Annotated in this window: 16 protein-coding genes, 1 pseudogene, 1 riboswitch and 2 other annotated features; of the genes and pseudogenes, 12 read left to right on the plus strand and 5 right to left on the minus strand. The window is 42.1% G+C overall.

The genetic code is table 11. The features are described from left to right. Nucleotides 1-73: 73 nt before the first annotated feature. Both MKZ02_RS13880 and MKZ02_RS13885 read left to right on the plus strand, forming a co-directional pair. Nucleotides 74-988: a hypothetical protein gene (locus tag MKZ02_RS13880; protein ID WP_340854080.1), complete on the plus strand. Its 915-nt coding sequence runs from the start codon at nt 74-76 to the stop codon at nt 986-988. A gap of 232 nt (nt 989-1,220) precedes the next feature. Beyond that, a complete protein-coding gene (locus tag MKZ02_RS13885) occupies nt 1,221-1,550 on the plus strand; it encodes a hypothetical protein (protein WP_340854081.1) in 330 nt (109 codons plus the stop codon). 49 nt (nt 1,551-1,599) lie between these two features. Here MKZ02_RS13885 and MKZ02_RS13890 read toward each other — a convergent pair whose 3' ends face one another. The 3 genes from MKZ02_RS13890 to MKZ02_RS13900 form a co-directional block, all read right to left on the minus strand. Then, nucleotides 1,600-2,841, minus strand: a complete 1,242-nt coding sequence (locus MKZ02_RS13890; RefSeq protein ID WP_340854082.1) for a glutamate-5-semialdehyde dehydrogenase — start codon at nt 2,839-2,841, stop codon at nt 1,600-1,602. Between the two features lie 22 nt (nt 2,842-2,863). Beyond that, nucleotides 2,864-3,979, minus strand: a complete 1,116-nt coding sequence (proB, locus tag MKZ02_RS13895) for a glutamate 5-kinase (protein ID WP_340854083.1) — start codon at nt 3,977-3,979, stop codon at nt 2,864-2,866. Between the two features lie 292 nt (nt 3,980-4,271). Then, the gene (locus MKZ02_RS13900; RefSeq protein WP_340854084.1) at nt 4,272-4,931 is read right to left on the minus strand and encodes an NUDIX hydrolase; all 660 of its coding nucleotides are present in this window, start codon (nt 4,929-4,931) and stop codon (nt 4,272-4,274) included. Between the two features lie 185 nt (nt 4,932-5,116). Here MKZ02_RS13900 and MKZ02_RS13905 point away from each other — a divergent pair, with 185 nt between their 5' ends. The 7 genes and pseudogenes from MKZ02_RS13905 to MKZ02_RS13935 all read left to right on the plus strand — a co-directional run. Beyond that, nucleotides 5,117-6,598, plus strand: coding sequence for a PAS domain-containing sensor histidine kinase (locus MKZ02_RS13905; RefSeq protein ID WP_340854085.1), 1,482 nt, complete (start codon nt 5,117-5,119; stop codon nt 6,596-6,598). A 144-nt stretch (nt 6,599-6,742) separates the two neighbouring features. After that, complete coding sequence (locus tag MKZ02_RS13910) at nt 6,743-7,273, plus strand: GNAT family N-acetyltransferase (RefSeq protein WP_340854086.1); 531 nt, start codon at nt 6,743-6,745, stop codon at nt 7,271-7,273. A 429-nt stretch (nt 7,274-7,702) separates the two neighbouring features. Next, nucleotides 7,703-7,930, plus strand: a binding site (T-box leader). Nucleotides 7,931-7,975: 45 nt separating this feature from the next. Continuing rightward, nucleotides 7,976-8,203: a binding site (T-box leader), on the plus strand. Between the two features lie 48 nt (nt 8,204-8,251). Then, the gene (gene thrS / locus MKZ02_RS13915; RefSeq protein WP_340854087.1) at nt 8,252-10,174 is read left to right on the plus strand and encodes a threonine--tRNA ligase; all 1,923 of its coding nucleotides are present in this window, start codon (nt 8,252-8,254) and stop codon (nt 10,172-10,174) included. A 206-nt stretch (nt 10,175-10,380) separates the two neighbouring features. After that, nucleotides 10,381-11,343, plus strand: coding sequence for an ABC transporter ATP-binding protein (locus MKZ02_RS13920; protein ID WP_340854088.1), 963 nt, complete (start codon nt 10,381-10,383; stop codon nt 11,341-11,343). Further along, nucleotides 11,336-12,853 (plus strand): ABC transporter permease/substrate-binding protein, encoded by a 1,518-nt coding sequence (locus tag MKZ02_RS13925; RefSeq protein WP_340854089.1) that lies wholly within the window; start codon nt 11,336-11,338, stop codon nt 12,851-12,853. The genes MKZ02_RS13920 and MKZ02_RS13925 overlap by 8 nt, the downstream gene beginning before the upstream one ends. Before the next feature lie 154 nt (nt 12,854-13,007). After that, nucleotides 13,008-14,099, plus strand: coding sequence for a branched-chain amino acid aminotransferase (locus MKZ02_RS13930; protein WP_340854090.1), 1,092 nt, complete (start codon nt 13,008-13,010; stop codon nt 14,097-14,099). Between the two features lie 220 nt (nt 14,100-14,319). Then, nucleotides 14,320-14,490 (plus strand): annotated as a pseudogene (locus tag MKZ02_RS13935) (GNAT family N-acetyltransferase); the annotation flags it as partial. A 184-nt stretch (nt 14,491-14,674) separates the two neighbouring features. On the opposite strand, the gene MKZ02_RS13940 reads toward MKZ02_RS13935, so the two are convergent. Together MKZ02_RS13940 and MKZ02_RS13945 are read right to left on the minus strand one after the other, a co-directional pair. Continuing rightward, a complete protein-coding gene (locus MKZ02_RS13940; protein ID WP_120031339.1) occupies nt 14,675-15,016 on the minus strand; it encodes a DUF3243 domain-containing protein in 342 nt (113 codons plus the stop codon). A 78-nt stretch (nt 15,017-15,094) separates the two neighbouring features. Next, nucleotides 15,095-15,589, minus strand: coding sequence for a L,D-transpeptidase family protein (locus MKZ02_RS13945; protein ID WP_120031337.1), 495 nt, complete (start codon nt 15,587-15,589; stop codon nt 15,095-15,097). Between the two features lie 379 nt (nt 15,590-15,968). Beyond that, nucleotides 15,969-16,070: riboswitch (TPP riboswitch) on the plus strand. Between the two features lie 70 nt (nt 16,071-16,140). Here MKZ02_RS13945 and thiT point away from each other — a divergent pair. The 3 genes from thiT to MKZ02_RS13960 all read left to right on the plus strand — a co-directional run bounded on the left by thiT (nt 16,141) and on the right by MKZ02_RS13960 (nt 21,418). Further along, complete coding sequence (gene thiT, locus MKZ02_RS13950) at nt 16,141-16,707, plus strand: energy-coupled thiamine transporter ThiT (RefSeq protein WP_120031335.1); 567 nt, start codon at nt 16,141-16,143, stop codon at nt 16,705-16,707. 426 nt (nt 16,708-17,133) lie between these two features. Next, nucleotides 17,134-17,577: a DUF1801 domain-containing protein gene (locus MKZ02_RS13955; protein WP_340854091.1), complete on the plus strand. Its 444-nt coding sequence runs from the start codon at nt 17,134-17,136 to the stop codon at nt 17,575-17,577. 49 nt (nt 17,578-17,626) lie between these two features. Further along, nucleotides 17,627-21,418 (plus strand): dynamin family protein, encoded by a 3,792-nt coding sequence (locus tag MKZ02_RS13960; protein ID WP_340854092.1) that lies wholly within the window; start codon nt 17,627-17,629, stop codon nt 21,416-21,418. Nucleotides 21,419-21,455 lie beyond the last annotated feature (37 nt).

Raw genomic sequence — 21,455 nt, forward strand, 5'->3', positions numbered from 1 at the left:
AAATAGTTAGCGAAAAATTCCATGTATGTTACAATGTAGGCTGTAAGAGAAGTAAGTGAAGGGAGAGTTATCTATGAAGAAATGGTCTGCAATCCTGGGAGCTGTTTTGCTCACTGGAGGAATATTAGGGGCTTGTTCAGAAAAAGAAACGAAAGAACAGTCTACAGAGAAGCCTGCAGATAATTCCGCAGAAGAAACAACAGAGAAGCCGGTAGATAAAGAGGTAACAACTCAATCGCCAGAACCGGCAGAGGAGCCAGCGGACAATACAGACAAAACAGACAATGCGGATAATGCGGACAAGCAGCCAGCTGCACCCAAAGAGCCAGCTGCTAATATAACGGAAGCGACAGGTGTATTTAATGGCATGGCCGATCCACATACGGTAGAAATTGAGGTGGATGGACAGCCGCAATCCTTCCAGGTTGCCCCTGACAGTGACATGATGAAGAAATTTGATCAAATGGAAGAAGGGACAAACGTCACGTTCACCTATAAAAAAGAGGGGGAACAGCTGATCCTTCAAGAATTGAAAAAGATTACCGCTAAAAAAGACAGCGCCAGCACAATTATTGAAGCAAAGGGAGTGTTTAACGGTGTCGCTGATCCGCATACAGTGGAAGTTGAAGTAAACGGACAGCCACAATCCTTCCAAGTAACTCCTGGTAGTGACATGATGAAGAAATTTGACCAAATGGAAGAAGGAACAAACATCACGTTTACTTATAAAAAAGAGGGGGAACAATTGGTGTTTCAGGAGTTAAAAGCGGCAAGCAGCAATGACACAAACATTGAAGCAAAAGGAACTTTCAATGGCATGGCCGACCCACATACGGTAGAAATTGAAGTGGATGGACAGCCACAATCCTTCCAGGTTGCCCCTGACAGTGACATGATGAAGAAGTTTGATCAAATGGAAGAAGGAACAAACATCACGTTCACTTACAAAAAGGAGGGGGAACAGCTAATCCTTCAAGAACTAAAATAAAGAGAAACCAACGGACAGAAAAAGGGAATTCCCTTTTTCTGTCCGTTTTTCTATTATGGTTCTTATGAGGGAGGCCCGATAACGCTCAGCGACTGGAATGTATATCCACACGCCTAATGAACAAACCTTCTGTTTTAAAGAAAGTAGGTTTACTTGGATTAAAAGGCCTCTGAGAGGGAATAGGAAGTTTATATAGTTCATGACAATAATAAACAGGAAATGGAGGAGTTGGATGAATACTTCTGGGATGCTTAGAGGCTATCTAGCAAAGATGATGAGTAATGAGAGCTACTTTTACCATGTGATAAATTGCATGGATGTACAATTGAATGATTGGGGACAAGAGGCTATTTTGCTGTTTGACTGGAATGAGTATGAAGAAGTCATTTATGCATCTTTTATCATTGAGGACTATTTATATACATTCTCGCTTGACAAAGAAAAGGTGGCCGAATTACAGGAAAAGAGTCCTTATTCACTGGATCGCTATATGTGGGAAGCGCTCGTTAAACAGGGATTTCATTTACAGGAAAGCAACTACATTCATATGGCTTTCCTGTAAATGGAGAGAAAAAACCGGCAGCCCAAAATTAGAGCGGCCGGTTTTTTCATCAATGTCTAATTTGTCCGGTTCCTTCTACGAGTGACTTTACTGTCGTAAGGGCTCTTAACCCCATTGGCCCACGGGCATGAAGCTTTTGGGTACTGATGCCGATTTCTGCTCCGTATCCAAATTGTTCACCGTCTGTAAAACGAGTGGAAGCATTATGATAAAGAACTGCGGCATCAATTGCCCGGAAGAATGTTTGCACATGTTCTCTGTTCTCTGACACAATCGCTTCTGAGTGTTTCGTTCCATATGTTTGAATATGAGTAATAGCCTCTCGGACACCTGTCACTGTTTTTACAGCAAGAATCGGAGCTAGATACTCAGTGTGCCAGTCTTCTTCTTCTGCTTGTTTAACAAATGAAAATTCCTCTGCCAAATCAGCCGATCCGCGCAGCTCAACGCCTTTTTCGGCGATTGTGTGCAAGAGCTCTTTTCGGTAAGGCCAATGTATATCAATCAATAACGTTTCAGCTGCATTGCAGACAGAAGGTCGATGGAGCTTCGCATTTTCTGCAATGGCAATGGCCATATCTTTCTCTGCGCTGCCATCAATATAGACGTGGCAATTTCCTACACCAGTTTCCAACACAGGTACGGTCGCCTGTTTGATCACAGTCTGAATTAAGCCTGCTCCGCCCCGTGGAATGAGCACATCCAAGTATTCATTTAAGCGGAACATTTCAGTCGCTGTTTCTCTGCTTGTGTCTTCCAGCAATTGCAGTGCATCTTCTGGAATCGAAGAAGTTTGCAAAGCAGCTTTCATAACTTTTACCAATGCAAGATTGGACCGAGCTGCAGAGGAACTCCCGCGGAGCAGGACTGCGTTGCCTGCTTTTAAGCATAGAGCTGCGGCATCAACCGTAACATTCGGCCGTGCCTCATACACCATGCCGATCACGCCGAGCGGCACGCGGACTGTCCGAATATTTAATCCATTTTCAAGCGTCCACTGTTCTGTTGTTTCGCCAACTGGGTCTTTTAGCTTAATTAATTGTCGGACGCCATCAGCCATTTGGCCGATCCGTTCCTCCGTTAACTGCAGTCGGTCTAGTAAAGGTGGAACAAATCCGGCAGTTGTTCCATCTTCCATGTCCCGGGCATTTTCCTGTAAAATAAAATCTGCATTGGCAAGCAACGCTTGAGCTATTCTTTCTAGCGCCTCGTTTTTTTCTGCTTCATCCAACATAGCCATTTGATAAGAAGCCGTCTTTAATAGCCTTGCTTTCTCCAGTAATTCTCCCATTATCTCCACTCCGTTCTCTTTGTTAAATAAATACTTTTGTAGTTACCCAATTATCACGATGAATGACCTCAGCCCGTTCATTGATAGAATAATGCCGCGCTTGTGCACCAGCCTGACCTTTCACTTTTTCAAGGTCTGCAGAAGAATAAAAAACCTGTCCTTTGCCGAGCACTTCTCTTTTTTGATTTAAGACCGTGACCACGTCCATGGCATGGAACAAGCCTTCAACAGATAGAACGCCAACGGGCAGTAGGCTTTTTCCTCTTGAAAGAATCGCCTGCTCGGCTCCTTCATCTACTACGATCGCTCCGTTTGTTTTTGCATGATGGGCCAGCCACTGTTTTTTCATTTGCATATGACTTTTGAAGGGAGCGCCAATGTATGTGCCTGCTCCTTTTCCTTCAAGAATATCCATCAGCTTCTCCTTGCCTGTGCCGTTGCCAACAAACACTGGCACTCCAAGAGATAGCGCTTTTTTTGCTGCTAAGAGCTTTGACCTCATTCCTCCGGTACCAATAGAAGTGCTGCTGTCACCAGCATACGACAACAGGTCATCTGTCACTTCAGGAATAAAGTGAAACCGTTTTGCTTCGGGGTTATGAACAGGATTGCTGTCATAAAGCCCATCAATGTCGGTAAGGATAATCAAGGCATTCGCCTGGGTAAAACCGCTCACAAGTGCAGACAGCATGTCGTTATCCCCATAAGTAAGCTCCTCAATGGAAATAGAATCATTCTCGTTAATAATCGGAACAGCGCCTGCCCGCAATAATTCCGACATCGAAGTATAAAAATTATGAAAGCGACCGCGGCTGTAAAAGTCTTCCTTCGTTAACAGCATTTGAGCAGCAACGAGGCCAAAAGGAGCAAGCAAGGAAATATACTTCTGAATCAGCAAGCTTTGCCCAACCGCTGCCGCTGCCTGCTTGGCGGCTATTGCTTTAGGCCGAGAGTTATAGCCAAGAGACCGGAACCCCGCGGCAATGGCTCCAGAAGAAACGACTATGACTTCATGCCCATTTTCACGAAGCTTTGCGATTGCAGACACATGGTCTTGAACTTTTTCTTCCACAATATTTCCTTGTTCATCCGTCAGGGAACTGCTGCCGATCTTCACAACAACCCGTGATTTCTTCACAATCCATCATCCTTTTCTCGTATATAAAAAAAACAGCATGCCCCTCCTCCTTAAAAAGGACGGAGGGCATGCTGTTCCGCGGTACCACCTTTATTGGCGCATAGAAGCGCCCGCTTTAAACCCCGTAACGAGGGAAAACGGCTTATGTTGTCATAAGCGATGCTTAATAAGGGCAGGTTCAACAGCTGCCGGCGAGGAACCTTTCAGCCGGTGGGTCCCACTCTCTGGCGCCTTTCACGTGTTTACTAATCCCTTGATCGTTTAAGTATTCATGATTATTCATAATTATCTATTATTTTTTTGATTTGTCAAGAGGAGGAGGCTCACAAAAGACTCCGGACTTTTTGACTATATCTAGGAAATGTTTAAGAATGCGTGCTGTTAATCCCCAAATAATCCGGTCTTCATAAAAATAAAAGTATTCATCCATTGGGCGTGCCTGCCAATTATAATCTTTCCCCCCGATGATGAGATCAAACGGAAAGCCTTCCTCCGGTTCCACTTTAAAGTTAATCGAGTGGCAGTCTGGGACAGCTTTCAATAAATAATCCAACGGGACAGTGAACACCTCTTCTACTTCCTCTGGATTAGTATTTAATTGGCTGGTCGGCAACGCTCCCACAAACGGAAAGATAATAGTACCAAAAGGGGATAGCATAAAATCAAGCGGAAAAGTATGGTGTATATCTGAGGGTATAACGCCAAGTTCTTCTGCCGTTTCGCGTATTGCAGTGAAGCGCTCGTCTTCATCTTCCGGATCGCACTTTCCACCCGGAAAGCAAACTTCTCCGGGCTGCCGGCGCATCTTATGTGAGCGCACTTCAAACAGGACATGGATGTCTCCTTCTTTTTCAACAAGGGGAAGAAGAACAGCAAACTTCGTAAAATTTTCACTGCCTAAAATGGCTGGCGTCCGTTCTTGAAAGTATTCAAATAACTGCTTTATTTCCATAGCGGCACCTCTTCTTTACGATATGTTTGTCTTTATTATAGTTCATTCGCTGAGAATTGTGTAAAAAGGAATCTGGGCACCTACATTCATATTGGAAATTGTCATAAAAACTCGCCATTTGTTGAAAGGTTTTTGATGAAAAATAAAAGAATTTTAGACATAGTAATAAGGGGGAGAGGATAGAAGTGAAAACCAATGAAACAGAATCCATTTTATCAAATCATTTGCCAGTTGAATGTAATAGTTGGCGTAACGCTTTTTTAAAAGCAGTTTGTGATCCTCTATGTGTCTTTGATCAGAATGGGAAAATTATTGCTGTAAATGAGGCATTTGAACAAGAATACGGCTGGAAATTAAATGAAATACAGGAGGACCTTCTGCCAGTCGTTCCCATACATTTAGAAGGTGAGTTTAGCTTTTTAAAACAAAAGCTCATGTCTGGAGAAACCGTCCACCATTTTAAAACGATTCGCCGGCACAAAGAGGGTTCTTTTCTTCATATGAAAATTTCTATGTCACCTGTATTGGATGCCAATGGACAATTCACCGCTGCGGTTTGCGTCACAAGAAATATTACTCGAAAAATTGAAACAGCCCTCTTATTAGATCGAAAAGTAGAAGAATTAAAAGAAAACGAAAAAAAATTCCTCGACATCTCAGAAAATATTAACGATATTTTTTGCGTATACGACCGTTTTACGAACCGGCTCCTTTATATCAGCCCTTCTTATGAAAAAGTGCTAGGACATCCAAAAAGTAAGATCTATCAAGACCTCAGCTCCTTCATATCAGTTATTCATCCGGAAGACCAGGAGAGATTTAAAAAGTTTGCCAGAGAAGAAGTTTACGGAGAACGAGCAGAAATTGAATACCAGGCTATTCACAAAGATAGCTCTGTTATCTGGCTTCGATCGCGTAAGATCATTGATGAGCGCTTTGAAAACCGGGTCATTGTGATCACACAAGATATTACCAGCTTAAAAGAGAAAGAAATCTTATTGAATAAGAGAGATAAATTAAGTGCAGTCGGACAACTTGCGGCTGGCATTGCTCATGAAGTAAGAAACCCCTTAACCGCTATTAAAGGCTTTACTCAGTTGTGGGGACAAGAAACTCATCATCAATACAGCCAAATTATTCTTTCCGAGCTTGATAGAATTGAGTCAATCATGCAGGAATTTTTAATGCTCGCCAAGCCAAATCAAGAAATGTTTTTTACCGAAAAGGACATTAACAGCATTTTAAGAGATACGATTGCCTTCATGGGGCCCGAAGCTGTACTCTATGGGGTAGAATTAGTTCCTATGTTAGCAGAAGGGCTGCCTTTAGTCAGAGTCGAAGAGAAGCAGATGAAGCAAGTCATTTTAAATTTAATTAAAAATGCCATTGAGGCAATGCCCGATGGAGGAAAGGTAACCATTTGTACAAAACAGGCGGCCAATGGTTCTATTTGCATTGAAGTATCCGACAATGGCATTGGCATTTCTCAAGATCGTATCCCGCATCTGGGAGAACCGTTCTATTCTAATAAAGAAAAAGGAACGGGCCTAGGATTAATGGTTAGCTTCAAAATTATCGAGCATCACAAAGGCAAAATCTTCTTTGAGAGTGAGGAAGGAAAAGGCACAAAAGTAGAAATCCGGCTGCCAGGCACTGATTTTAAATAGTGTCTTGAATTTCTTTTAGATGGTTTTTATGGAATAATCCGTAAAAACCTGTATAATAATCAAGGAATAAACAGAAGGGACTGAATTATGCGCAGATATCAATATTTTTAACTCACCGACAATTTACCTTAGGAGGGAAAAGTATTGATTAAAGATTTGTATACAGAACGGTTACATTTAAGAAAAATGACGATTGCCGATTCATCAAGCTTGTTTAAAATATGGGCTGATCCTGAAGTAACTCAATTCATGAATATCCAGCATTTCACCAATGAAGATGAGGCGAAAGAAATGATTACTTATCTTGAAAAGTTATCTCAAGATAACCAAGCGGTTCGTTTCTCTATTGTTGAGGTGCTATCCAATGAAATTATCGGCTCTTGCGGTTACAATTCCTTGGATTTTGATAATGCCAAAACTGAAATTGGTTATGACATAGCTAGAATGCATTGGGGAAATGGCTATGCAACAGAAGCCGTATCAGCCTTGATTGATTACTCCTTTAACGCGTTAAACTTTAATAGGGTGGAAGCTAAAGTGGAGCCTCAAAATGTCAATTCTATTAAAGTGCTAAAAAAACTAGGTTTCACTTTCGAAGGAACACTGAGACAATGTGAGAAAGTGAAAGACAAATTCGTCGATCTTAATCTTTATTCTAAGTTAAAGTCAGATTAACTTTTTATTTCGATATTGGGGGAAACCACCCGTCGTGTGTCCGAATGAGGCTTAATGAAAAAGATCGAGAGACTAGAAATTTAAAATTATAGTGTTGCCATTTATGATCATTTGTTGTAGTATGTAACATAATTTCAAATGAACTGTTTAAATTTGCGAAAAGCACTGACAAGGACATGGGTTACTTTTACGGTTTTCAGAGAGGGAAGAACAGGCTGAAATCTTCCTAACGCAGGAAAGTAGCTTACCGCCTTTGAGCTGTATTGGGGAACTTGAAGTATCCAATGCCGTCTATGCTACGTTACAGCACCAGAGCCATAAGCCGTCCATTGAGCTTATGGGAAGTTGGGTGGAACCACGGGTTAATGCACACTCGTCCCTTGTTGGGGGATGAGTGTGTTTTTTTATTTTACCAACAAAAAAATAAGGATTACTGCGATGAGAAGGACACGAATTATTTTTACGGCTTTCAGAGAGGGAAGAACAGGCTGAAATCTTCCTAGCTTAGGGAAATAGTTTACCGCCTTTGAGCTGTATTGGGGAACTTGAAGTATCCAATGCCGTCTATGCTACGTTACAGCACCAAAGCCATAAGCCGTCCATTGAGCTTATGGGAAGTTGGGTGGAACCACGGGTTAATACACACTCGTCCCTTGTTGAGGGATGAGTGTGTTTTTTTATTTTACCAACAAAAAAATAAGGATTACTGCGATGAGAAGGACACGAATTATTTTTACGGCTTTCAGAGAGGGAAGAACAGGCTGAAATCTTCCTAGCTTAGGGAAATAGTTTACCGCCTTTAAGCTGTATTGGGGAACTTGAAGTATCCAATGCCGTCTATGCTACGTTACAGCACCAAAGCCATAAGCCATCTATTGAGCTTATGGGAAGTTGGGTGGAACCACGGGTTAATGCACACTCGTCCCTTGTTGGGGGATGGGTGTGTTTTTTTATTTATTTTTAAAAGGAGTGTTTAGGATGATAGGCAAGGAAAAAATCAAAGTTACACTTTCAGACGGAAACATAAAGGAATTTGCGAAAGGCACAACAGTGGAGACTATAGCCAATTCCATCAGCCTCTCCCTGGGGAAAAATGCAGTTGCAGCAAAGGCAGATGGGGAGTTGGTAGATCTAAGTCATCATCTGCAAAAAGATGTGGAGCTTTCTATTTTAACACTGCACTCTAAAGAAGGATTGTCTATTTTGCGGCATACATCGGCTCATGTATTGGCACAGGCAACGAAAAGACTTTATGGAGAGGTGAAATTAGGAATAGGGCCAGTCATTGAAAATGGTTTTTACTATGATATGAAATTAAATCATAGCTTGACTCCAAAGGACTTGTTTGCGATTGAAAGAGAGATGAAGAACATTGTAAAAGAGAATTTACCAATCAAGCGAATCGACGTGTCTTACAAAGAAGCTGAAATGCTGTTTAAAGAAAGAGAAGAACCATTCAAGTTAGAAATATTAAAGGAGATCGGACAGGGTGAGAAGATCACTCTTTACCAACAAGGAGAGTTTATTGACCTTTGCCGTGGTCCGCATCTTCCTTCTACAGGATTGATCAAGGCATTCAAACTAACTCGTGTCTCGGGAGCTTATTGGCGGGGCGATAGTCAAAATGACGTTCTCCAACGGGTGTACGGTGTAGCATTTAACAGAGAAAAAGAGGTAGAGGAGTATTTGAATTTCTTGGAAGAAGCAGAAAAGCGAGACCATCGCAAATTAGGAAAACAGTTGGAACTGTTTATGTTTTCTGAAGAAGCACCCGGCATGCCGTTTTATCTACCGAAAGGCCAAATTGTCAGGAATGAACTAGAGGCATTTTTGCGGGAGCTGCAAAAGAGTGCCGATTATGACGAAGTGCGCTCACCATTTATGATGAATCAGCGGGTGTGGGAACAATCCGGTCACTGGGATCATTATCACGAAAATATGTATTTTTCTGAAGTGGATCATGCTAGATTTGCTCTGAAACCAATGAATTGTCCGGGTCACATGCTCATTTTTAAAAATAATCTATACTCTTATCGAGATCTGCCCATTCGTTTCGCTGAGTTCGGTCAAGTCCACCGACATGAATATAGTGGTGCCTTAAACGGAATGTTCCGAGTCCGTACGTTTTGCCAGGATGATGCTCATATTTTCGTGCGAGAGGATCAAATCGAGAGTGAAATTAAGCAAGTATTTTCTCTGATTAACAAGGTATATCGCACGTTTGGTTTTGAGTATTCAGTGGAGCTTTCCACTCGTCCAAAGAATTCACTCGGCACTGACGACCTTTGGGAGATGTCTGAGGGAGCATTGAAAAATGTCCTCGAAAGCTTAGAGATTCATTACGAGATAAATGAAGGGGACGGAGCGTTTTATGGACCAAAAATTGATTTCCATATCAAAGACGCCTTGAAGCGAAGCCACCAATGTGCCACAATCCAGCTGGATTTCCAAATGCCAGAGAAATTTGGTTTAACCTATATTAATGAACATAACGAGAAGGTCCGTCCCGTTGTGATTCACCGTGCTGTGTTTGGCTCCATTGATCGTTTCTTTGGCATTTTAATTGAACACTTTGCAGGTGCTTTTCCTGTTTGGCTTGCACCGACTCAAGTCGAAATTATCCCTGTTTCATCGGTTCATCTCGACCATTGCTTGAAAGTTGAATCCGAATTAAAGCAATCAGGAATAAGAGCGAGAACTGATAAAAGCGAGGAAAAAATCGGATACAAAATAAGAGAAGCCCAGATAAAGAAAACTCCATACATTCTAGTGCTAGGAGACAACGAAGTGAAAGAGAAGACAGTAAACGTCAGAAAGTATGGAGAGCAACAATCGAAAATGGTTTCGTTGGCTGACTTCAAGAAGACAATTCTGCAGCAAATAAAAGAACGCAGGAAATAAGAAAAGAGCAAGGCCATTTGAGAATAAAAAAGTCGATCCCTTTAAGGAAGTCGGCTTTTTTGTTCTTACAGTTGCTTACCTGATCATGCGGAACATTCATCTTACTTGATTGCTTGCAGCGGGCCTTTTCATTTGATGAAAAAGAAGAGTTTGTTAGTATGAATAGTTAGGGAAATAATTAGGAAAAAGAGAAAAGAGGAGTGAATATGATTCAATTTGAAAAGGTCTCAAAAAAATACCCTGATGGGACCATAGCTGTTCAATCTATTGATTTATCCATACGCAAAGGAGAGTTTCTTATTCTGGCCGGCCCAAGCGGCTGCGGAAAAACAACGACTTTGAAAATGATTAACCGGTTAATTGATGCGACAGAGGGCACAATTGCTATCAACGGAAAAAATATAAATGATTATAATATTCATGAGCTCCGTTGGAACATCGGTTATGTTCTTCAGCAGATTGCTCTGTTTCCACACATGACAGTCCAAGAGAACATTGCTGTGGTACCGGAATTAAAAAAATGGAGCCGGCCCCAAATAAAGAAGAGGATAGATGAGCTTTTAGTCATGGTAGGACTGGACCCCCATACATATAGAGATCGAAAGCCAACAGAATTATCGGGCGGCCAACAGCAGCGAATAGGTGTGGCTCGCGCCTTAGCCGCCGATCCGGACATCTTATTAATGGACGAGCCATTCAGCGCTTTGGATCCAGTCAGCAGGGAGAAAATGCAGGATGATATAGTTGAGTTGCAAAAACGCATTCATAAAACCATTGTGTTCGTGACCCATGACATGCAGGAAGCCTTTAAGCTAGGAGATCGAATTTGTTTAATGAAAGAGGGAGAAATTGTTCAGATCGACACCCCGGAGGCGATCTTTAACGATCCGGCCAATCAGTTTATTGAACAGTTTATCGGTACAGCTCGCCCGTTCACACTGGGAACACTCACAGCTGAACAGGCTCTTGAAAAACAACTCGTTCTTGTAAAACAGCCAGGGATCCGGACGATTCAGGCAACCTTGCCGTTAGAAGAAGCGATTGACCTGTTGCTGCAAGCCGAACAGGTCCAAGTCGAAAAAGACGGGAGAATTATTGGCGTGCTTACGAGACAATCAGCCCTTGCTTATTTATCGGACAGGCTGAAGGAGCGACGGACACATGGATAACTTTATCGCTGTTTTTAATGAACGCAAGGCGGACATGCTGCACTCGCTGCTTGAGCATGTACAACTTTCTCTGATTTCCCTGTTTTTCGCGGTACTGATCGCTATTCCCCTTGGCATTTATTTAACGAGGCATAGAAAGGCCGCAGAAAGTATTATCGGCATGACTGCCGTTCTTCAAACCATTCCATCACTCGCTTTGCTTGGATTAATGATCCCGATATTTGGAATCGGTCGGCTGCCGGCCATTATCGCTCTGGTTATTTATGCTCTGCTTCCCATTCTTCGTAATACATACACGGGGATTACCGGGGTTGATCCCTCACTTTCTGAAGCCGCCAGAGCGATGGGAATGAAAAACCATCAACAGTTAATCAAAGTGGAGCTTCCACTCGCTATGCCGGTGATGATGGCAGGCATCCGGACAGCCATGGTGTTAATTGTCGGAACGGCCACATTGGCAGCTTTAATCGGAGCAGGGGGGCTTGGCGATATTATTCTGCTCGGTATTGACCGCAATAATGCCTCCTTGATCGTTCTTGGAGCTGTCCCAGCCGCGTTGCTTGCTATCTTCTTTGATATTGTGCTGAAGGCCGCAGAGAGAGCTTCATTTAAGCGCTCACTGATGGTGACGGGGATAGCTGTTCTGGCAGCTTGTGTACTCCTGCTGGCCCCATCCCTCATGAAAAACAAGCAGGAGACGCTTGTTATTGCTGGGAAATTGGGCAGTGAACCTGAAATATTAATGAATATGTACAAACTGCTCATTGAACAAGATACCGATCTGCAAGTGGAATTAAAACCAGGGCTCGGGAAAACATCTTTTGTCTTTAATGCTCTGCGTGCGAAAGAAATTGATATTTACCCGGAATTTACAGGAACGGCTCTTTCTGAATTTTTAAAGGAGGAAGCAAAGAGCACAGATCGGCAAGCGGTGTATCGACAAGCGCAAACCGGTTTGCTTGAAAAGTATGATATGGTACTGCTTCGCCCGATGGCTTACAATAACACTTACGCATTAGCCGTGCCGGATCAAACAGCACAAACATTGAGCTTAAAAACAATCTCGGATTTAAAAAAAGTGGAAAAACAAATGAAGGCAGGGTTTACATTAGAGTTTTCTGATCGTGAAGATGGCTACCGTGGCATTCAAAAAAAATACAATCTCCATTTTCCATTCGTCAAAACGATGGAGCCCAAGCTGCGTTACCAGGCTATCAAGTCGGGAGATATTAATTTAATAGATGCTTATTCTACAGATAGTGAGCTGCAACAGTTCCATTTAACAGTGTTAGAAGATGACCTCCATCTATTTCCACCATATCAAGGAGCCCCATTGTTAAGAGAGGAAACATTGAAAAAGTATCCGGAGGTTGAACAGACACTAAATAAGCTGGCAGGAAAAGTGACCGATGAGCAGATGCGAGAGATGAATTATAAAGTGAATGTAGCGAATCAAGAAGCAGAAAAGGTGGCGGAGGAATTTTTAAAAGAGGAAGGACTTTTGAAATAGAAAAATCTGGTTGGACAAAAAAATGAAAATGTTTTACAATAATTTTGCACTAAACTATTGTGAAAAGATTCTAAAAAATTGTAAAATGGTACGTATATAATTATTTATCCCTTTACTTTTCACCAAATTCATATACAGCAAGGAGACAGTGCGAATGAAAGAACATACTATCCAACTCAACTTAAGTCCTGAAAGAAAGCCAAAGCCACAAGGAGAAGAACTGGGCTTTGGAAAAATATTCACGGACCATATGTTTATTATGGATTATACGGAAGGGCAAGGTTGGCACGATCCACGTATTGTTCCCTACCAACCACTTTCATTAGATCCAGCCTGCATGGTCTTTCATTATGGGCAGACTGTGTTTGAAGGATTAAAGGCGTATCTTACTGAAGACAATCGAGTGCTATTATTCCGTCCTAAGAAAAATTTTGAACGCTTGAATCGCTCCAATGAGCGTCTTTGTATTCCTTCGGTGGATGAAGACTTTGCTTTGGAAGCGTTAAAGCAATTAATCTCAGTAGAAAGAGACTGGATTCCGAGTGCAGAAGGCACGTCTCTCTATGTTCGCCCATTCATCATTTCTACCGAGCCGTTTCTTGGAGTAGCGCCATCAAACCACTATAAATTTATCATTATTTTATCGCCGGTTGGTGCTTATTACAAAGAAGGCATTCATCCGGTAAAAATACTGGTTGAAAGCGAATATGTTCGTGCGGTTGCCGGAGGGACAGGAGAAGCGAAAACAGCCGGTAACTATGCTTCCAGCTTAAAGGCGCAGGAAGTGGCTGAACGTCAAGGATATACTCAAGTTTTGTGGTTAGATGGCTTAGAAAAGAAATACATTGAAGAAGTAGGCAGCATGAATGTCTTCTTTAAAATCAACGGAGAAATTATCACACCTGCTTTGAATGGCAGTATTTTAGAAGGTGTCACAAGAAACTCTGTCATCGAGCTTTTAAAATCTTGGGGACTGACAGTAACCGAACGCCGCATTGCTATGGAAGAAATTCGTGAAGCATATAAGGCTGGACAGTTAGAAGAAGCCTTTGGCACAGGAACAGCAGCGGTTATTTCTCCAATCGGAGAATTATTCTGGAATAATGAGAAGATGGTCATTAACGAGGGTGTAACTGGTCCAATCGCTAAAAAGCTGTACAGCTCTATTACCGGTATTCAAAACGGCAAGGAACAAGATCCATTCAACTGGACAGTTGAAGTAGAACAGTATGCCGAAGTAAAATAAAAATTTTTCCAAAAACTGATAGAGTTTGATGACAAAGAAAAACTAAAGGACCGGTACACCTTAAAAGAGAAGCGATTCGCTTCTCTTTTTTTATTACTCTCTATGCCTCAGCTCATATAGCATTAAATAGGGAGACGGGTTTCAAGCTCATTCGAGTAAACCCAAGCTGTCACGAGGGAGAGGCCCTTATTACATTCTTTTTGAAAAAGTTTCTTTGATCGCTGCTCCTGACAATACAAAGAGCAGAAGCCTTCCTGAACGGTTAGGGTTTGTAGAAGAGGGGACGATCCGACAAGCCGAATGGTTATACAATCATTGTGGAGGCCATGTTATTTATGGAGTGTTAGCTAGTGAGTGGAAAGAGAAGAACTCATCCCCATATCAAAAGTAAGAGACAACATGCCAACCTGATTAAAGCGCTTTTCTTCTAAGATTTGGAGGGAGAAGAAGGATCAGAAACAAATGAAAAAGCCCCTGAATGCATAGAGGCTTTTTCATTGACTGTTAAATATAAGATTGCTCCATATCAGGCTTTTATCGTAAATAGTGCTTCGTTTGCACTAAAGAGAACCACTCTATTCTTGATCCACAAATTTAACAAGCATATGAGCTAGGTGGTGACGCTCATCCTGTGTCCCGACATTCCAAAGCTCTTGAAGAAGCTTCTCTTCTCTGTTTTTCGGCTCGGCATGATCAGCCAGATAGTCGGCAATTTTTTCTGTAGCAATCGCCAGTTGCTCTTCATTTAAACCGATCTTTTCAGCGAGTTCTATTCTTTTTTTCAAATAAGATTTAAAGGAATTGAAATTCTCAAGAATGCTGTCCATTCTTTCGGGGCTTATCCGTTCAAGTGTATCATCCACCATATCCGGCTGCAGTTCCCCGTCTTTATGAATCGCGTGATTTTCTTCTGTCATCAGTCATTCCTCCTTTACTGTTTCGTTATGCCCCCCTTTGCTTGTTTTCAAACATGCAACAGATGAATTTTCAGCGATTTAAGGTCTAATGCGAACTGGAGTACCGATTGGAATGGTTCTAGCCAGTTCTTCTACATCACGGTTATACATGCGAATGCAGCCTTTAGAGACAAACTTGCCGATAGAAGAAGGATTATTCGTTCCATGAATGCCATAAGATTTCTTCGATAAACTCATCCACATCGTTCCGAATGGGCCGCCTGGGTTTGGTGCTTTATTAATAATAACAAAATCTCCAGTTGGCGTTTCAGTCAGCATTTTACCAACCCCCACCGGATAGACTTTTTGTACTTTCCCCTGACGAAATAAGGTTAGCCTGCGCTGTGACAATGAAACGCTAATTGAATAAGGAAGAGAAGAAGGATCAGGAAGTCCCGGGATACGCAGCTGCTGGCCGGGATAGATAGAATGAATATTGATCCCCGGATTGGCTGCAATCAATTGAGAAACAGGAATGCGGTAATCCGCTGCAATAGACGTCAATGTTTCACCGCTCTTAACAATATGATTCATCGGCTCACCTGATTTTATATATTTTTAAAACAAGTATTTATGAAAAGATGCTTCGCCTGATATTCACTTACGTATATGAAATAAGAGAGTAAGATATACGCTTTAAATAAAAAGAGTCAGGCACATCCAAAAGAGGGAAGAGAATATGAATAGGCCCTTATAAGATTGTATCGTTTAGTCGAAAGAATCCTTTCATGTGGAACAGACAGTAACACAACTAAGCCGAGAGGCAGAGTCCAGTTTTTATGAAATCGCTGAGATGATGGATAATTTCCTATGAAAGTCACTCTAAAAATCTAGCCATCTTTTACTACTGTAAAGCACCGGAGATGATTCCCCGTATTTCATTTTCCTTATAGTTATGCTATAGTAAGAGCAATAAGTCCACTAGGGGTGTCGTTAGACTGAGAGAGGAACCATCCTCAACTCTAAGAACCTGATCTGGTTAGTACCAGCGTAGGGAAAGTGTGACAGATACAGGAAATATTCGCATAAGCGGAAGAATCCGTTGTATCCGTACACCCCTTTGGATAAGAAAAGGGGGATTTTTTATGGAAAGAAACAAACTGGTTACGATGATCGAAATTGCTGTCATGGCAGGATTATCGCTTATATTAAGCTATGTCGAGTTTGGCGCTCTTTGGGCATTCGGGGGTTCTATCTCCCTCGTCATGGTGCCAATATTCGTCATGGCCTTTCGCCGCGGCTGGCAGGCTGGTTTTATTACAGGTCTATTGGTTGGGCTGATCAGCTTAATGACAGGTGGATACGTTGTGCATCCAGTGCAGCTCGTGTTGGATTATCCTCTTGCTTATGCTGTACTCGGACTCGGAGGCCTTGCTGTTTTCCATAAACCAGTTACAACGGGCCGTATTTTTGCCGGTCTATTGTTAGGTACTGTGTTTCGTTTTATCTGCCACTTCGTTTCCGGCGTCGTCTGGTTCGGCAGTTCGGCACCGGAAGGAACACCGGTCGCCGTTTATTCTTTCTTGTACAACCTTTCTTATTTGCTTCCGGAAATGTTAATTACGTCAGCTGTACTACTATTTTTGAAAAAGACAGCGCCGCGCTTTTACAAACAGTCCATTCCTGTTGAAAATAGTTCGGCCAGTTACTAATAAACACATAAAACAGGAGCTGATCCATTAAATTCAGCTCCTGTTTTTTTGTGCAGAGAGAGGATTTGCCGAAACCCGCTTTTTATTCTTATATTTGTAGAAGAGCTGCGAGTCTGTTCAGAAAATTTTTTTATTAAGGGCTGCTAAAATGCCAAGCCGGTCACGTTGCCATTTACAACGGGGCGTAGAGAACGTTTGATTCTTTCCTGCTTTCTCATATAGACTGTTAACTTGAGAATTTGCGCTTAATAAAGGAGTAATAAAGATTGATAGAGAAATCTTTATCGTAGCGCACTGGAAATTGGAGACGATATTTCTGATTACGTTAGTTGATTAATTTACAGCTGGTGTAGCTAAGCGACCTGCACTTCCGCAGTTATACTCGCTTTGACTGTATAAAAGTTAAAAATATAGGAGTGACTCTATATGTATGAGTTAAAAACAAAGGAAACGGATAACAATGTGATTGAGTTTATTGAAGCTATTGAAAGCCCCAAAAAACGGGAAGATGCGTATAAATTACTAGATATTTTTACCGAAACGACGGGTTTTGAAGCAAAAATGTGGGGGCCGAGCATTATTGGATTCGGTTCGTATCATTATAAATATAAATCCGGCCATGAAGGAGACGCACCGTTAGTTGGCTTTTCACCTCGAAAAGCTAAAATAAGTTTGTATTTTGCACCGGGTGACACAAAGCGTGAGGAACTGTTAAAAAGCTTCGGAAAACATACTACTGGGAAAGCATGCGTCTATATTAATAAATTAGCCGATATTAATGTTGATGTTTTAAAAGTATTAATCAAACAATCCGTAGCATTTTTAAAAGAAACCTATCCAGAAATAGGCAAAGAAGCCGAGATTACATAGGGGGAGTGCGTAAATAAAATACCGCTGAAAGCAGAAAGGAGGATGCTGCATGTTAACCGAGAAATTAAAAAACTGGCTCGCTAACCAGAAACCAACCCGCGCCTTGCTTCTGCCAAAACTAGAGCAGCTTCATGCTTTATTTTTAAAGTACGGTGACCAGCAAAGTGCCTATATATGTGCCGAACTGATCGAAAAACTGGAAAACATGGAGTATATCATCGCCTTTTATGGCCACTTTTCAGCCGGAAAGTCTTCCATGATCAATGAATTAATGGGAGAAAGCTTGCTGCCATCCAGTCCGATTCCGACAAGCGCCAATATTGTCAAGGTAAAAGAAGGAGAGCCGTATGCGAAGGTTTGGTTTAAGGATGGGACTATAAAAGTGTTCCCTTACCCTTACGATATCCGTGACATTCAAGCATATTGCGTCAACGGCAATATAGTAGAAGAAGTGGAAATATCCCATCGTACAGGCCAGTTGCCTGAAGGAGTTGCCATCTTTGATACGCCTGGAATTGACTCAACAGACGATGCTCACCGGGTAAGTGCTTTGTCCAAGCTTCACTTGGCCGACCTTGTTTTTTACATGATGGACTATAATCATGTGCAATCTCCTGTAAACTTTGAATTTAATCGCCAGCTTGCGGAGAGAGGAAAAGAAAACTATTTAATCGTTAACCAAATCGATAAACACATAGCAAGTGAACTGTCGCTTACTGAATTTTTAAGCCGTATTCAGCAATCATTTGCTGAGCATCGCCTTTCATATAACGGCCTTTATTTCACTTCGTTAAAAGAGGCAGACCATGCTTATAACCAACTGAGCGAATTGAAAGCTCTTTTGTCGGGAAAAATCGCTGACCGGCAACAGCAAATCACGGCTCATGTACTACAGGAAGCACTAGTCGTTGCCATGAGCTTTTTTCACAAGCAGCGGAAAAAAACAAGAACCGAGCTTGAGGAATATGATGAGCGGCTTATAGGTACGGCTTCTTTTCAGCAGCTTCAAGAAGAACGCCGAGAGTTCAATGAGCGAAAAGAAGCGATAAGAGAGCGGGACAATCTGTTTATTCCGCTGTTTGATCAAATGCTGTCAACTGTTTTTAACAATGCCAAGCTTTTAGATTATTATGCGCGCATTTTTGTGCGCCAATTTTTAGAGTCCCGTGAACTTTCCTTTCAAGTGCGCGGCTTCTTTTCCCGCAAACGAACAAAAAAAGAAAAAGAATGGCGCTTGCAGCAGCTGTTTCAAACACTAAACGAGAATAGGCTGTCTTACATTGACATCCCCTTTAAAGAAGAGGTTATCAAGCTGCTAACCTCATTTGATGTAATAAATGATGAGCTCAGAGAGAGAGTTCGCCAATGCGAAGTCCAGTTTTCTCCAGATTTGCTCGTAAGGCTCGTCAAAAGTGGAGCAATGCTTACAGATGATTACGTATTAAACTATGCGAAGGACGTCACTTCCGAAATGAAGACCCTGTACCGCCAGGCATTTGCTGCTTTCGTTGAACCGCTGGAAGCACAGGCAAAGGAAAATAACCGCAAGAAGCGGGTTCTGCTTGCTAAAGAAGAGAAAGAGATATATCAAAAAATGGAGGATTGGAAAAAGCGGGAACAGTTAAAAGCAAACGAAACAGAGTTGTATGAAAACATCTTTTCTATCCTCGCTGTACGCGGCCAGGAAAAAGTAGAGAAAAAACCTTTTCAGGCTTTTAAAAAGACAAAACCACTAGCCAGTCAAAAAAGAAAGCCATTCGTTTCTATTGGTGAAGCCGCTAGAGAGTGGAGCAGCCGATCTGAGGAAACGGCTTTTGTTTCTATTAATCTAGACGAGCGGATTAAGGAGGTAAAAAGAAAAGCCCACCTTTTGTCGCAGGCTAATTACATGGAACAGAGAATGGAAAAGCTTCATCAACGAATTGAGCGTTTGGAAAAAAATGAATACACTATTGCTTTATTTGGCGCGTTTAGTGCTGGCAAGTCATCATTTGCGAACGCTTTGTTAGGTGAGCGGGTTTTGCCAGTGTCCCCCAATCCGACGACAGCGGCGATCAATGAAATTCGTATGCCTGATGCCGAGCATTCCCACGGAACAGTTATACTGTTGTTTAAAACAGAAGACCAGCTGCTTAAAGATATAAATCAGGCGCTAGAGCTAAGCGGAAAAACGGTTGGCAGCATAGAAAGTCTACAGTTGCTTTTACAGAAGCATGATGAGCTGGTAGAAAAGAAGCTGGCGCCGGGAAAGGAGGGGAATGGAGAGGGGGAAGAAGAGGACGAGTGGTTCAGCCCGCTTACCGCTTTGCCACTTGAACAGTTTGCCTTTCTGCGTGCCGCTCTCGCGGGCTATAAAGAAATGAAACAGTATCTCGGACAGACAGCACACAGAACGGCAGAGAGCTACATTGAATTTGTCAGCATGGAGGAAAAGGCCTGTTTTGTTGAACGTATTATTCTTTACTATTCCTCTCCGCTAACAGAGCAGGGGATGGTTCTTGTCGATACACCTGGCGCGGGTTCCATGAATGCCCGGCATACAGAAATGGCTTTTAATTATATAACGAGTGCAGACTCTATCGTATTTGTTACCTATTATAATCATGCTTTCTCGCGAGCAGATCAGGCTTTCTTAACACAACTCGGCCAAATGAAGAATTTTATCGAGAAAGATAAAATGTTTTTTATCGTTAATGCTGCTGATCTTGCTGCAACGAAAAGCGACTTATTCGATGTGCTTCACCATGTAGAACGAAATTTAGAAAAAAATGGAATTCGGCAAGCGCGCATCTTCCCAGTGTCAAGTCATTTGGCATTGCTGTCCAAAAGAGGGGCCGCTCACTCTTTAACGGCAGAAGATAAAAAACAGTATGAAGCTCTTTTGAATTTATCGGAAAATGAGTATATGCCGGTTGAGCAGGCACTGGAATTATCGGGTTTCTCTTTGTTCGAGCATTATTTTTACCCTTTTACAAAGCAGGCACTGGCCGTTGCCGTACTGCATCAGGCAGAGTTGGATGCCGACGAGGCCGTGATCGAGTTGAAACGGCGGCTTCGGCTCGCTGAAGCAGACGAAACAGAACAACAAAATTATCGCCAGCGACTTTCCCAACAATTGACGGAAGCACTTCTTTACTTAAAGAATCGGTCGTTTACAGCCGAGCAGGAGGCTTTTCAACAAGAAATTAAAGAGCTGCTGTTTTATGCAAGACAGCGCCTCTTCTATCGCTATAATGATGAATTTAAGCTGATCTTTAGTCCAGCGGCTTTTGATGCTTTTGATGACACGTTCACCGCGTTGCACCGAATGACGAATGAAATCATTCGATTTGTTGCCGGGGAGATGACGCAAGAAATGAGGACTGCTGCTTTTCGATTCCAAATCTTTATGCAAAAAAGGATGGATGAGCTTTATCGATCGCTTGAGAAGGAAATGAAACAGCTGCTGCCATCGGTTGACTTGAAGGAAACAATTGTAGAAAAAGCGCCGGATTTATTTTTTGAACCCGGTCTTCAAGAAATACATTCAGGCTTATTTACTTCTCTGTTTAAGGAATACAAAACGCCTCTGCAATTTTTTGCAGAAGATGGAAACAAACAAATCAGGGATGAAATCGAGAAAACACTTATCCCGCCTGTTCACCAGTATATCCGTGAGGAAGAGGAGCATATGAAAGCAAGCTTTCTCCCGTTCTATGGCAAGCTTTTAGAACAGGCGAGAAAGGACATAGAAGAGCAAATAAAAGAGCAGGTAGCAGGAAGGTTGGCGGCGCTTGCCGGAAAATCGGAAGCCGCCCACTACAAAAAACTGATTCACGAGCTGCAAATTGGACTTTTCTGAATACTAAATCAGGCTGTTCTGAAAACAGACATATTTT

The organism is Pseudobacillus sp. FSL P4-0506, assembly GCF_038003025.1.
Taxonomy (GTDB): Bacteria; Bacillota; Bacilli; order Bacillales; family Domibacillaceae; genus Pseudobacillus.